General features: G+C 30.9%; 14 protein-coding genes. 7 read left to right on the top strand and 7 right to left on the bottom strand.

Annotation, left to right across the window (positions count from 1 at the left end):
- Positions 1 to 105: 105 nt before the first annotated feature.
- Positions 106 to 1,485: a tryptophanase gene (locus tag L3J35_08195; GenBank protein MCF6366167.1), complete on the top strand. Its 1,380-nt coding sequence runs from the start codon at positions 106 to 108 to the stop codon at positions 1,483 to 1,485.
- Between the two features lie 53 nt (positions 1,486 to 1,538).
- On the opposite strand, the gene rimO is transcribed toward L3J35_08195, so the two are convergent.
- From rimO to rpmB, 5 genes are all read right to left on the bottom strand, one after another.
- A complete protein-coding gene (gene rimO / locus L3J35_08190) occupies positions 1,539 to 2,846 on the bottom strand; it encodes a 30S ribosomal protein S12 methylthiotransferase RimO (protein ID MCF6366166.1) in 1,308 nt (435 codons plus the stop codon).
- A 224-nt stretch (positions 2,847 to 3,070) separates the two neighbouring features.
- Positions 3,071 to 4,018, bottom strand: coding sequence for a signal recognition particle-docking protein FtsY (gene ftsY, locus L3J35_08185; GenBank protein ID MCF6366165.1), 948 nt, complete (start codon positions 4,016 to 4,018; stop codon positions 3,071 to 3,073).
- A 109-nt stretch (positions 4,019 to 4,127) separates the two neighbouring features.
- On the bottom strand, positions 4,128 to 4,283 hold the full coding sequence (locus L3J35_08180; GenBank protein MCF6366164.1) for a DUF4295 domain-containing protein: 156 nt from the start codon (positions 4,281 to 4,283) through the stop codon (positions 4,128 to 4,130).
- A gap of 12 nt (positions 4,284 to 4,295) precedes the next feature.
- The gene (gene rpmG, locus L3J35_08175; protein ID MCF6366163.1) at positions 4,296 to 4,481 is read right to left on the bottom strand and encodes a 50S ribosomal protein L33; all 186 of its coding nucleotides are present in this window, start codon (positions 4,479 to 4,481) and stop codon (positions 4,296 to 4,298) included.
- 18 nt (positions 4,482 to 4,499) lie between these two features.
- The gene (rpmB, locus tag L3J35_08170) at positions 4,500 to 4,742 is read right to left on the bottom strand and encodes a 50S ribosomal protein L28 (GenBank protein ID MCF6366162.1); all 243 of its coding nucleotides are present in this window, start codon (positions 4,740 to 4,742) and stop codon (positions 4,500 to 4,502) included.
- Between the two features lie 201 nt (positions 4,743 to 4,943).
- Here rpmB and L3J35_08165 point away from each other — a divergent pair, with 201 nt between their 5' ends.
- Positions 4,944 to 6,665, top strand: coding sequence for a GAF domain-containing protein (locus L3J35_08165; GenBank protein ID MCF6366161.1), 1,722 nt, complete (start codon positions 4,944 to 4,946; stop codon positions 6,663 to 6,665).
- A 28-nt stretch (positions 6,666 to 6,693) separates the two neighbouring features.
- Here the strand turns inward: L3J35_08165 and nadE are convergent, their stop codons facing one another.
- Entirely contained in the window at positions 6,694 to 7,530 is an 837-nt protein-coding gene (nadE, locus tag L3J35_08160; GenBank protein MCF6366160.1) for an NAD(+) synthase, read from the bottom strand.
- A gap of 121 nt (positions 7,531 to 7,651) precedes the next feature.
- Between nadE and L3J35_08155 the strand changes: the two genes are divergently transcribed.
- From L3J35_08155 to L3J35_08145, 3 genes are all read left to right on the top strand, one after another.
- Positions 7,652 to 7,903, top strand: coding sequence for a type B 50S ribosomal protein L31 (locus tag L3J35_08155; GenBank protein ID MCF6366159.1), 252 nt, complete (start codon positions 7,652 to 7,654; stop codon positions 7,901 to 7,903).
- Between the two features lie 103 nt (positions 7,904 to 8,006).
- Complete coding sequence (locus L3J35_08150; protein MCF6366158.1) at positions 8,007 to 9,194, top strand: GlmU family protein; 1,188 nt, start codon at positions 8,007 to 8,009, stop codon at positions 9,192 to 9,194.
- A 36-nt stretch (positions 9,195 to 9,230) separates the two neighbouring features.
- Complete coding sequence (locus L3J35_08145; GenBank protein MCF6366157.1) at positions 9,231 to 9,671, top strand: phospholipase D-like domain-containing protein; 441 nt, start codon at positions 9,231 to 9,233, stop codon at positions 9,669 to 9,671.
- Positions 9,672 to 9,677: 6 nt separating this feature from the next.
- On the opposite strand, the gene L3J35_08140 is transcribed toward L3J35_08145, so the two are convergent.
- Positions 9,678 to 10,727, bottom strand: coding sequence for a low specificity L-threonine aldolase (locus L3J35_08140; GenBank protein ID MCF6366156.1), 1,050 nt, complete (start codon positions 10,725 to 10,727; stop codon positions 9,678 to 9,680).
- A gap of 113 nt (positions 10,728 to 10,840) precedes the next feature.
- On the opposite strand from L3J35_08140, the gene L3J35_08135 reads away from it, so the two are divergent.
- Both L3J35_08135 and L3J35_08130 read left to right on the top strand, forming a co-directional pair.
- A complete protein-coding gene (locus tag L3J35_08135; protein MCF6366155.1) occupies positions 10,841 to 11,836 on the top strand; it encodes a hypothetical protein in 996 nt (331 codons plus the stop codon).
- A 160-nt stretch (positions 11,837 to 11,996) separates the two neighbouring features.
- Positions 11,997 to 14,456 (top strand): Smr/MutS family protein, encoded by a 2,460-nt coding sequence (locus L3J35_08130; protein ID MCF6366154.1) that lies wholly within the window; start codon positions 11,997 to 11,999, stop codon positions 14,454 to 14,456.
- Positions 14,457 to 14,479: the final 23 nt, after the last annotated feature.

Genomic DNA, 14,479 nt, shown 5'->3' with positions numbered 1-14,479 from the left:
TTTAAATGCATTAAACAAAGAGATAGTTTTATTTTTCTTGCCTCTTAATACTTTTCATATTCTTATTTGATTATCAGTTTTATAAATTCTAAAAAAAGAAATATTATGCAATTACCTTATGCAGAACCCTATAGAATAAAAATGACGGAGCAAATTTACCGAAGCACACAAAAAGAGCGTGAGCAATGGATTAAAGATGCAAACTATAACCTTTTCAATTTAAGAAGTAATCAAGTTTATATTGATTTATTAACTGATTCCGGAACAGGAGCAATGTCTGATAAACAATGGTCGGCAATGATGCTGGGAGATGAAAGCTATGCAGGAGCATCATCGTATTATAAAATGAAAGACGCAATTAAAAACATTTTCGGTTTTGAATATTTTCTGCCTACGCACCAAGGCAGAGCAGCAGAGAATGTATTATTTTCGGCAATGGTAAAAGAAGGCGATGTCGTTCCCGGAAATTCACATTTTGATACAACAAAAGGGCATATCGAATTCAGAAAAGCAAAGGCAATTGATTGCACGATAGATGAAGCTTTTGATACAACATTAAATTATCCCTTCAAGGGGAATTTGGATTTAAACAAGTTAGAAGCAGTTCTGAAAAAATACCCGAAAGAAAAAATACCCTTAATTATTGTAACAATTACAAATAATTCATCAGGCGGGCAACCTGTTTCTTTGCAAAATATGAAAGACGTTAAAAAACTTGCAGATAAATACGATATTCCGGTATTTTATGATTCTGCACGATTTGCGGAAAATGCATATTTCATTAAACTGCGTGAAGATGAATATAAGAATAAAACAATTAAAGAAATTGTAAAAGAAATGTATTACTATGCCGACGGAATGACCATGAGCAGTAAAAAAGATGCAATTGTTAATATGGGCGGTTTTATTGCAATGCGAAGTAAAGAATTGTTTACAAAAGCATCTGTTTTTAATATTATGTTTGAAGGTTATATTACTTACGGCGGTATGTCAGGAAGAGATATGAACGCATTAGCACAAGGGTTAGATGAAGGAACTGAATTTGAAGTTTTGGAAGCAAGAATAAAACAAGTTGAATATCTCGGGAATAAACTTATTGAAGCAGGTATTCCGATTCAGCAACCGATAGGCGGACATGCAGTTTTTATAGATGCAAAACGTTTCTTGCCGCAAATTAAAAAAGAAGAATACATTGCTCAAACTGTTGCAGTTGAGTTATATATCGTAGGCGGAATAAGAGGAGTTGAAATAGGAACTATTTTAGCTGACAGAGACCCGGTTACACGTGAAAATCGTTATCCGGATTTGGAACTCGTAAGACTTGCAATTCCCAGAAGAACATATACAAACAGCCATATGGATTATGTTGCGGCAGTTTGTAAAAAAATATTTGACACAAGACACGAAGCAAAACACGGTTTAAAAATTTTGGAAGAAGCATCTATTATGAGGCATTTTACGGTAAAATTGGATAAGATTAAATAATAATTAATCAAATGGTTTAAGCATTTATCTCGAAAACTGTGTAAAGTCGATATTTAAATCGGCTTTTTTTTATGGTTTAATTTACCGTATAAATCAAAATCTTCCGCAGAAATTATTTTAACGGAATAAATCTCACCTTTTTTAAGTTCTTCTGTTTTGCTTATTAAAACTTCGTTATCAACTTCAGGCGAATCAAATTCAGTTCTGCCTACATAGTATTCTTCGGTTTCTTTGTCAATAATTACTTTGAAAGTTTTGCCTATTTTTTCTTGATTTATTTCATAAGAAATTTGTTGCTGAATTTCCATTATTTCATCGGCACGTTTTTGTTTTATTTCCTCCGGAACGTCATCATTATAATTATTACCTCCATATGTGTCTTCCTCTTCCGAATATGTAAAAACTCCGAGTCTGTCAAAACGCATTTTTTTTACAAACTCTTTTAATTCTTCAAAGTCCTTTTCGGTTTCACCAGGATGCCCCACAAGCAAAGTAGTTCGAATTGCAATGCCGGGAACTTCTTTTCTTATCTTGCTTATAAGGTTTATTGTCAGCTCCTTATCATGTCTGCGTTTCATCTTTGCTAAAACATTATCGCTTATGTGTTGAAACGGAATATCAAGATATTTTGCAACATTTTTTTGTTCTCGCATAACTCGCAAAATGTCTTCCGGAAAGTTTGCCGGATACGCATAATGCAACCTTATAATCTCAATTTCTTTAACTTCCGACAGTTTTTTAACCAGTTCGGGAAGTTTTTGTTTTTTGTAAATGTCAATACCGTAGTAGGATAGGTCTTGAGCAATTAAAATAAGTTCTTTTACGCCTTTTTTTGCCAAGTTCTCAGCTTGACTGATTAATAATTCTTGCGAAACAGAAATATGCTTTCCTCTGATAAGCGGAATGGCACAAAACGCACAAGTTCTGTCGCAGCCTTCCGATATTTTAAGGTATGCAAAATGTTTTGGTGTTGAAATAACTCGTTCGCCGAGAAGCTCTTTTTTATAATCGACTTCAAGTTGTTCTACAATTTCTTTTATATCGTTTACTCCGAAAAACTGATTAACTTCGGGCATATCTTTTTTAAGTTCATCTTTGTACCTTTCTGACAAACAGCCCATAACATATAAGTTCTTAATTTTGCCTTCAATTTTCGCTTGTGCAAATTCAAGAATTGTGTTTACAGATTCTTCTTTTGAATCATTAATGAAACCGCAAGTATTTATTACAACGGTATCTGCATCAAAATTAAACTCATCAAAAGTAAATTCAATATTTTGATTGTTAATTTGAGTTGCTATATTTTCGCTGTCAACTATGTTTTTTGAGCAACCTAAGGTAATTATATTTATTTTGGGCATATTTATATTTAAGTTGAAAAATTTAAAGTATAATATAAAAGTTATTTTATACCAATCGGTATTATACCAAAAGGTATAAAATTAATTAGTTATTGTCTTTTCCTTATCGATTAACTTAATGTTGTATTTTTCAATATCGGAAAGGTAAATGTCAACACTATTTTTGTTAGAATGTTACCGGTTCAATTGTTTGAAATATCCGTATTTCTTTTGGCAATATGTATTTAATTAAATAAAGAATCCACAAATTCATCTTTATCAAATAGCTGTAAGTCTTCTTTTTGTTCACCGATTCCGATATATTTTACGGGTATCTTAAATTGGTCGGAAATTCCTATAACAACACCGCCTTTTGCAGTTCCGTCTAATTTTGTAACGGCTAATGCATTCACTTCTGTTGCTTTGGTAAACTGTTCAGCCTGTTGAAAGGCATTTTGACCTGTTGAGCCGTCTAATACCAGTAAAATTTCATGTGGTGCTCCCGGAATTATCTTTTCCATTACACGTTTAATTTTTGTTAATTCATTCATTAAGTTAATTTTATTATGCAGTCGTCCGGCTGTGTCAATTATTACAATATCGGCATTATTTGTTTTTGCAGAACTTAAAGTATCAAATGCAACAGAAGCCGGATCGGAACCTGTTTTTTGTTTTATAATCGGAACATCAATACGTTTTGCCCAAATATCTAATTGCTCAACGGCAGCCGCTCTGAATGTGTCGGCAGCACCGAGATAAACTTTTTTACCGTCGTTTTTAAATTGCCAAGCTAATTTACCGATTGTTGTTGTTTTTCCTACGCCGTTAACTCCTACAACCATTATAACGTATGGATTTCCGTCAGTTTTATTCCATTTAAGGTTTGTTTCGGCTTCATTTTCAGAGAGTAATCTTGCAATTTCTTCTTTTAACAACAGATTTAATTCTTGTACCCCGAAAAACTTATTTTTTGCTACACGTTCTTCCAACCGATCAATTATTTTTAATGTTGTATCAACACCTACATCTGAACTGATTAGTATTTCTTCCAAATTATCAAGAAATTCATCATCAACCTTTGATTTGCCTGCAACTGCACGAGATAGTTTTTTAAAAACACTTTCTTTTGTTTTTTCCAGACCTTTGTTAAGACTTTCTTTTTTGTTTTTTGATAGTTTCCCGAATATTGCCATTTCAATTTAATGTAGATGTTTAAAAATGTAATTTTGTAAATATATAAAAAATGCTTTTCTCCCGAAAGGAAAAAAGCATCTCAAAAAATGATAACTTTAAGACTAAAGATTATTTCTTTGCAAAAAAATCTTTAACATGGTCATTGTGAACAATCTCTTCTTTAAAAGAGTAAGCTCCTGTTTTCGGAGATTTTACCATTTTAATAACTTTAGAAAATGTTTTTCCTTCTCCCTTCTGTAATGATGCAACAACTTTCTTTGCCATATCTCTTAATTTTTATTTAATTTCTTTATGAATTGTATATTTTCTCAAAATAGAATTGTATTTTTTCAATTCCATTCTGCCGGTTGTATTTTTTCTGTTTTTTGTTGTAATATATCTTGATGTTCCGGGCATACCGCTTGTTTTATGCTCCGTACATTCTAATATGACTTGTATTCTGTCACCTTTCTTTTTTGCCATTTTTCCTAATGTTAAATATTAGTATTTAGAAATAAAGCCTTTTTCTTTAGCATCTTTTAATGCTTTGCTTATTCCTATTTTGTTAATTATTTTCATTCCTTTTGCTGATACTTTTAAATCAATCCACCTGTCTTCTTCTGTAAGGAAGTATTTCTTTTTGAATAGATTCGGTTTAAAAGTTCGTTTAGTCTTTTTATGTGAGTGAGAAACATTATTTCCTGCAACTACACATTTTCCTGTTATTTGACAAACTCTTGACATCTTTCTTTATGTTTTGTTGAATTCTTCTTTTTAATTTCGGACTGCAAAGAAAATTAATTTATTCTTAAAATTCAAATAAATAGTGAATTATTTTCAATTATATAAAATATATTGAAAATTGATTGACAAAAATACCACTTTTCCTGAATAATGAATAATCTTTTTCTATTTTTGCTTGTTATTCGTAATATTTGATGTGAAATGATAAAAAAAATATTAACAAATACCGGAGTTCAACTTTTAAGTTTAATTTCAATACTTATTCTTTCCACCGCTTTTATTATATTTTACATTGGGATAAATGTAAATACATTAAGTGATATTAATACTTTTTACGAAAATTTAAATCAATTTACTATTGTTTCGGTGCAACTTAAAGATGACTTGAGTTTCTTCAAAACGGAAAAACATACTGATGACTTTTTTGAAACAAGTACCGATGAAAGTACCAAAAACGTCTATAACACAAAAAATGACTTGTCAGAAATTAATCGTAAACTAAAAGAATATAAAAGTGCAGAAAGATATGAAGTGTTGCCTCATTTTAATTTGAATGAAACTTTGTTAAGCGAGTATAGTGAAAAGTTTAATTTATTAATAAAGAATACCGTTGAAACAGGAAATGTCAAATATGGTTACTTACAAAAATTAAATTATGAAGAAAGTCGTATTAATGATATTGTCAGCGAAACAGAAGATATTTATTTTGAATTTAATGACATTAAATCTTTAAAGCAACAATACTTTTTATCATTAAAACCGAATATTGCTGACGAATTTATAATAAAACAACAGGAACTGATTAGGAAAATAAAACAAAATGATAACGAAAGCAGTTATGATACGAATAAACGATTAATTATTGATGCATTAGCTGAGTATTTAAATTACTTCAAACAAATAGTCAGACTTCATCAAATTGCAGGAACTTCATATTACGGAGGCTTATATAATGAGCTTGATATGTTGTCGGAAGAAATGATTATTAATATTTCGGATGCGGCTCAAATTTCCAAAAACCATATACGACAGGATTACAGGCAATATAAACAAGTTCTTGTTTTATTTATCGGTATTTATATTGTTGTAATTTTACTGATTTTATTTCTATTATATAAATATTTGAAAAAAGGCTTTGTTGATATTAAAAACAAAGTTAATAAGCTTGTTTTTGAGGATAATAGTTTGCCCTTCTTTAAAACAGAAAAGTTCTTTAATAACGTGCTAAATATGCTAAGAACCCATGAATCAGATTTAGGAATAAAAAAAGAAGTGGTAGAAAATTTAACTTTAGGAAAGATAGAACATTCTTATACATTTAACGAGAAGGACTTATTAGGTCAATCTATTGTAAACCTTCAAAATACAATGATTGAGAATAAGAAAAATGCCCAAATAGAAGAAGAAAAACGAAAAATTGAAGATAAACACAAAGAAGGAACTGCAAAATTCGGGCGTATTTTAAGAAGACATGTCGGAGATATTGATTCGCTTTCTTATGAGTTAATTTCTGAATTAGTAAATTTTATTGATGCCGAAATCGGAGGAATATATGTAATTGATAAACAAAAAGGTAAAACTGTTTTAAGATTACGAGCTTCTTATGCCTACAATGAAAAGAAGATGATTCAAAAAGAAATTGAACTCGGTGAAGGCTTAATAGGAACTTGTGCAGTTGACAAATCTACTTTTCATATTGATAAAGTTGACGATGATTATATTAAAGTTGTTTCAGGTTTCGGACACACAAAACCTACAAGTATTATTATAAGCCCAATTTTGGTTGATGAAGATGTTTACGGAGTTATTGAACTTGCTGCTATGAGAATGTTTAACGAAGATGATATCAGGTTTATTGAAGTATTGGCAGAAGATATTGCTTATACATTATCATACTTATTGTCGCTTGAAACACCTAAATAAAAATGTCCGGTAAAATTTATTGATGGATTTAATTATTTAAAAAATAAGGCTTATCAGTAATTTTTTTTCGAGGAATATTAAAAGGGTTATTCCTTTTAAATTCAGAAGCAATTTTTCGTTGAACAACTTTATGATTTAATATATTTTCGTTATCAGTATTTTTTAAATATTCAATTAATATTTCATCAACTTCTTGATAAGATGATGCCCCTATTTGGTCTAAATCACTGTTTGTGATTCCCAAGCCGTCTGTCGGAACTGCATCAATACAAGCATCAAGCGAATTTGCCTGTTCTTTATTTTTAAGAACTTTCACTAAATATGCAGACATTGCATAAACTTCTGTTTTCCAGATGTTTTGAATCATTCCGTAATCACCTACATCGCCGTGTAAAGTCCAAAATCCGAGTAATAATTCAGTATAATTATCTGTTGAAAGAACCATTCCTCTGTGCTTTGCAGCGAGTTCATATAAATACATCATTCTCATTCTTGCTTTTACATTTCCTTGTCTTATTTTGTAGCTGTGTTCTGTTTTATCTGTTGTTTCAAAATCTTCAACAATTCCCGTAATAATATTATCAAATGTATCAGATAAGTTTACTTCTTTAAAATCATGTCCGAATGCTTTTCCGATAAGTTCAGCCCTTTTGATTTCATCAGGTTTATTGGTTGAAATTGTAATACTTCTGCAAAACAACTTTATATTCAGCCCATCGCAAACAGGGCGAGCCAAAGCAGCAGTCAGAGCACTGTCAATTCCTCCCGAAACTCCTAAAATTAAAGATTTCAATTTGCTTTTTACTAAATATTCTTTTAATTCACTTTGAATATTATTTATTGCACTTTCATAGTCCTTAATCATTTGTTTTGTTTTTAATAATTTTGTAAAAGTAAATATTTCAATAAAAAAACTAAAATATTTTTGACTTATTTAATAAAGATATATATCTTTGCGAGCCGAATTCAGAAAATATTTTATTAAAATGAAAAAAGATATACATCCTAACAATTACAGAGACGTTGTTTTTAAAGACATGTCAAATGATGAGATAACAATTACAAAATCAACTGTTAATACAAAAGAAACAATTGAGCTTGACGGAAAAGAATATCCACTTTTTAAAATGGAGATTTCAAGCAGTTCTCATCCTTTTTATACAGGTAAAATGAAATTTGTTGATTCAGCAGGTCGTGTTGATAAATTTAATCAACGATACAAAAAGAAAACGAAATAATTTATTTTTAATAATAAATTTAAAGCTCTGCAATGCAGGGCTTTTTTATTTTTGAATGTTTCCTGTTTTTAGATTAAATTAGCAAAATCAAAAAACAAATCTGATGAATACTATTTTATTTGATAAACTTAACAGACAAAATCTTCTTCCTTTAACTTTTACAAAACCTGTATCGGAATTAAGAGTAGGAATATTAAAAATTAAAGAAAAATGGGAATATTATTTGAGAAAATCGGTTTCAAATTTAACGGAAGAATACCTAAAAATAAAATTCCCGGTTAAAACAGAAGGTGAAAATTTATTAATAAATGCTTCAATTATTCCGAATAAAAATATTATTAATGAAATAAAAAAATTAGAACCGGGTCAATTATTAATAAAAAAATCAGTTATTGTCGCAATAATCTCAAAAGATTCCGGAACAGAAAAATTTGATTTTAACAATATTGAAGGTTTTAAGCACATTGAAGCAACTTCCGATTTTACACAAATTAGTTATCCCTGGGATATTTTTAAAAACAATGAGGAAGAAATAAGAAATGATTTTCAGATACTTACCGAAGGAAGAACTTCTCAGAAGTTAAGCAATAATGTAAATGCTCTTGAAAAAGAAAATATCTTTTTAGAAGAAGGTGCAAAAGTTGAATTTGCAACATTAAACCCGAACGGAGGATATATTTATATAGGAAAAGACGCTGAGATAATGGACGGCTCAGTTGTAAGAGGCTCTTTTGCTTTATGCAAAAATTCAAGTTTGAAAATTGGAGCAAAGATTTACGGAGCAACAACAATAGGACCTTATTCAAAAGTTGGCGGAGAAGTAAATAACTCTGTTATTCAGGGTTATTCAAATAAAGGGCATGACGGTTTTCTCGGAAATTCTGTTATAGGAGAATGGTGCAATCTCGGTGCCGATACTAACAATTCAAATTTGAAAAATAATTATGCCGAAGTTAAACTTTGGAATTATAAAAAGAAAGGTTTTGTAAGGTCCGGTTTACAATTTTGCGGTTTAATAATGGGCGACCATTCCAAATGCGGAATAAATACAATGTTTAATACAGGAACAGTTGTAGGTGTCAGTGCAAATATTTTCGGAAGCGGATTTCTTCGTAATTTTATTCCGTCATTTTCTTGGGGCGGTGCATCCGGTTTTACGACTTATAAATTGAATAAAGTATTTGAAACAGCAAAACTTGTAATGGAGCGAAGAGGAATTGAACTTGACGATACAGAAAAAACAATTTTAGAAGAAATTTTTAAACAAACTGAGGAATTCAGAGCAAAATAATTGCAAAAATTAAAACTTTTCACTTTAAACTTTATTATGACAAAAATATATTTCAGCCCCGGACATGACTGCCTTAATGCAATAACAGATGTTCTGAAAAATGCAAAACGTTCTGCAAATATTTGTGTTTTTACGATAAGCGATAATCGAATTGTTGATGCAATTAAAGATATGCAACTTAACGGTGTAAATATTAAAATTATTTCTGACAACGATAAACGTTATGATAAAGGCAATGATATTGACTATATTGCATCAAGATTAGGGATTGATGTAAAGTTAGATACAACTTCTGCACATATGCATCATAAATTTGCAGTAATTGACGATGAAATAACAATTACCGGAAGTTATAACTGGACACGCAGTGCAGAAACAAGGAATTATGAAAATATTTTAGTTACCGACAGCAAAGATGTTGCAAAAACTTACAACAAAGAATTTAATAAACTTTGGCAAATAACCGAGCAAATATGAGAAACCTTAGGATGTTGATAATTTCCCCATTTGTTTCACAAGTGAAGGTAACAACTTAATAAACTTATCAATATCACATTCTTTAACATCGTAGTGCAAAACAAAACGGATTCCTCCGTTTCTCGGCGGATAAACTAAAATGCCATTTTCAATCAATAAATTATAAAATTTTTGCAGAACAGATTTATCTTTTGTGCTGAATTTTAAAAAGAAGATGTTAGTTTTAATTTCATCAGGGTTAATATCAAATATGTCATATTCAGCAAATTCTTTTGCAATACGTTTTGCATTAGAATAATCAATATGTAATCGTTTAGTCATTTCTTCCAAAGCAATAATTCCGGGAGCGGCTAAAATACCGACTTGTCGCATTCCGCCTCCCATTAATTTTCTGTTTTTTCTTGCTTTAAAAATAAAATCTTTTGTTCCGACCAACATAGAGCCTACCGGAGCACCTAAACCTTTTGATAAACAAAACATAACAGAATCACAATATTGTGCAATTTCGGCTGCTTCAACTTTTAAATATTCGGCAGCATTAAAAATTCTTGCTCCGTCAAGATGAACAGGAATATCCAAATCTTTTAGATTATTATATATTAGTTTCATATCTTCCAAAGGCATAACATCACCGTTTCCCAATGAGTTTTGTAATTCAAGCATTCCCGTTTCGGGTTGATGAATATCATAACCGCTTCTTATATATTTTGAAATATCATCCCAAACCATATAGCTTTTTTCAACATTTACTGTTCTCAGTTGAACCCCTGCAATAACGGCAGATGCACCAACCTCATGTTGAACAACATGCGTATCGTCCTTTACTATTATTTCATCTCCTCTTTTTGTGTGTGTTAATATTGCAAGCTGATTTCCGAAAGTTCCGGAAGGAACAAATAATGCTGCTTCTTTTTCGAGCTTTTTTGCAGCCAGATGTTCTAATTTATTAACCGTGGGGTCTTCTTGCAAAACATCATCCCCGACTTCGGCATTTAACATTGCCGCTCTCATTTCTTTTGTCGGTTTTGTAACGGTATCTGATCTGAAATCTGTCATTTTATTAAGTTTTTTTTGTTGTTACAAAGAAAACCATTTATTTAATAAAAAAGATATATATTTGAAAAGTAATAGTTTCAATTCATAACATTTTATAACTCAAATCTTTTCTTATGAAAACTAAATTATTTTTTTCAATATTGTTATTAACAGTGTTTTTATCTTGTAAAAAAGACAATCAAGACATCAGCAATAAACCGGATAATTTACAATATTATCAGGCTTTCAGTTCTAATTCCGTATTTTACAATCCCATTGGCGATAATCCGCAAATTGACCCGAATTCATCAGTTATGGTCGGAAGCCTTATCGAACAACAAGAAAGTCAAGGTTTTTTAATTGCAGTAAAAGAATGGACTGTTCCTGTTTATTTTACCGATGCATTAACAGAAAAACAAGATGTTTCCATGTCTGCTTCGTGGGCTCCCATGAAAACTTTAAAAAATGTCCCGATTCCTGAATATGCAGAACCTGACCCTTCCGGTGACGGACACATGGTAATTATAGATGAAACAGGGGGCTGTATATATGATTTTTGGGAAATGCAACTTAAAAGCGGAGGTTGGCAAGCCGGGTGGGGCAATGCTTTATTGTTGTCCGGGGACGGTATTTTCCCGAAAGGATTATCAGCAAGAGGTTCCGGTTTTGAGCTACTTCAAGGAATTATTTGGCCGCAAGAATTAGAAGCAGGAGAAATAAACCATGCTCTTATTTTTAGTTATGATCATACAAAAGCAGGCGGTCCTGTCAGTCCGGCTACAGAAAGTGACGGAACATCCACCGATGATTGGGCTATTCCCGAGGGAGCATTAGTTCAATTAGATCCGGCTCTTAACCTAAGTGCATTAGGTTTGAGTGACTATGAAATGACTATTGCAAAAGCATTACAAGTTTACGGAATGTATTGTGCAGACGACGGCGGCGGTCTTTCTTTATATGCAATCAACCCGCTTTCTTGTAAAACAAATCCTTATGAGAATATTTGGGGCAATGATATATTTGTTTATCTTACTAAAATACCTGTTGATAAATTCAGAATTTTATTATTACCGCAACAAAATAATACAGAAGCAACACTTGTAAGTAATTCTTGTGCTGATTTTGAATGAATGTATTTTATTGCTTTGTAATAATTTAGGAGTTTTATTTTCAGAACTTAAACCAAAGGTTAGGCTCGAAGGAAAATATTAAAGGAATAAAAATAAAGAAATTGCATCTTGCTTTTAAAACTTTAATAATTTTGCATCAATTCTAAGTTGAATATTTCCTATGAGCAAGATATACCCGAAAGATTTTGAAATAAAAACCGAGTTTACTAAAATACGTGAACTTATTAAAAGTCAATGCCTCAGCCATGCCGGAAAAGCAAAAGTTGAAGAGATGAGTTTTTTAACTGATGTTAATACAATACAATATCTTTTAAACCTAACTTTTGAATTTAAACACATTGTTCAATTTAAAGATAACTTCCCGGTAAGCTATTTTATTGATACAAAATCATATTTTGAGAAAACGCAAAACATAGGAACTTTTTTTTCTGCAAATGAATTATTTGATATTATACGCTCATTAACAACCATAAAATCAATCGTTAATTTCTTTAAAAACGATGAAGAAAATAATTACACTACTTTAAAAAGGTTAAGCAAAGAGGTCTCATTGTTCCCGTTTGTTATAAGCAGAATAAGCTCAATATTAGACAAATACGGAGAGATAAAGAACAATGCATCACCTGAACTTGCAAAAATCAGAAATGATTTGTCAAAAAAACAATCAAGCGTTTCACAAACAATTCAAAGAATTTTCAGAAAAGAAATTGCTGCCGGAAATGTTGAAAAGGATTCCGAAGTTACCGTGCGGGAAAATAAATTATTAATCCCTGTCGAAGCAAAAAACAAACGAAAAATAAAAGGAATTATTTATGACGAATCCGCAACGGGTAAAACATCATATATTGAGCCTATTGAGGTTGTTACGCTTAATAACGAAATCAGAGAACTTGAATTTGCGGAAAAACGAGAAATCAGGAAAATATTAACGGAAATAACCGATGAACTGAGACCTTATTTCGATGATTTAAAGCAATCATACGATTTTATGGCAACTATTGATTTCATAAGAGCAAAGGCAATTTTTGCAATTAGTATAAATGCCGAAAAACCGAAATTAAGCAATCAAAATAAAATTGAATTTTTAAATGCCGTGCATCCTCTTTTGTTTATTGCATACAAAAACACTAATAAAAAAGTCATTCCTTCAGATTTCAATTTAAATGAAGAACAAAGAATTTTAATTATTTCAGGACCTAATGCAGGCGGTAAATCAGTAAGTTTAAAAACTGTTGCAATTTTACAATATATGTTGCAATGCGGTTTGCTGATTCCCGTAAAAAGTATTTCCGTAACCGGAATTTTTAACAATATATTCATTGACATAGGCGATGAGCAATCAATTGAAAATGACCTGAGTACATACAGTTCGCATTTAAAAAACATGAAGGTTTTTACAGAAAATTCCGATAAGGAAACTTTAATTTTAATTGATGAATTCGGAACGGGAACCGAACCTATGCTCGGGGGGGCTATTGCAGAAGCCGTTTTGGAAAGTATTCATAAAAGCAATGCAAAAGGTATCATTACTACGCATTATACAAATATTAAGCATTTTGCCGATAATAACGAAGGAATTATAAATGCCGCAATGTTATACGACAATGATAATATGCGTCCGCTGTATAAAATGGAAATCGGGAAACCTGGAAGTTCATTTGCTTTTGAAATTGCCGAAAAAACAGGTTTAAACCAAAATATTCTTAAAAATGCACAATCAAAAGTAGATAAAAACCAAATTGATTTTGAAAAAGCCTTAAAACAAACCCAAAGCGAAAAGCGAAAACTTAAACAAAGCAAACGAAAAATCAGAATAACCGAAAGTAAACTTACCGAAACTCTTGAAAAATATGAAGAAGAATTAGAAAAGTTGCTTTATAAAAAGAAAGAAGTTCTTAAAAATGCAAAAGCAGAAGCGGAAGAAATTTTAAATTCAGCAAATAAAAAGATAGAAAAAACAATACTTGAAATAAAACGAAAAAATGCTGAAAAAGAACAAACAAAGGCATTAAGAAAAGAATTGAACGAATATATAAAAACAGAAAAGGAAAAACAGCGAATTAGTGATGAAAAAATACATGAAAAAATCGAAAAAATAAAACAGAAAAAGACAAAAAGAAACAAAATGCAAAATATTGTCGGAGAGAAGATGCAAAAAAAGGAAGAAATACAACAAGGTGATTTTGTGAAGATTACAGGGACTAATACAATTGCAGAAGTTTTATCCGTCAAAAAAAATAAAGCAATAGTAATAAGTAATAATATACAATTAACTGTTGATAAAAATAAGCTGGAATTAACAACACAAAAAAAGCAAAAATCAATAAAAACAAGCGTAAAAGTTATAAGAACAAATGAACAGAATGCCGAAGATTTTTTTGATCGACTTGACATAAGAGGCAAACGTGCAGAAGATGCCTTGCACACAGTTTCTCGATATTTAGACGATGCAATTGTAAATCAAACACGACATTTGAAAATTCTGCACGGTACAGGCAACGGAATTTTAAGAGAAGTTATAAGAGATTATTTACGTTCACAGGATATTGTAAAAGACTACAAAGACGAAAGGCTTGAAGCCGGCGGCTCGGGAATTACTTTGATTGAGTTGGATTTATAAATTTAAAAAATAAGACTGACATT

The organism is Bacteroidales bacterium (assembly GCA_021648725.1).
GTDB lineage: Bacteria > Bacteroidota > Bacteroidia > Bacteroidales > JAADGE01 > JAADGE01.
Note: the sequence above shows the minus strand (reverse complement) of the source record. Positions and strands in the feature narration are given on the sequence as shown.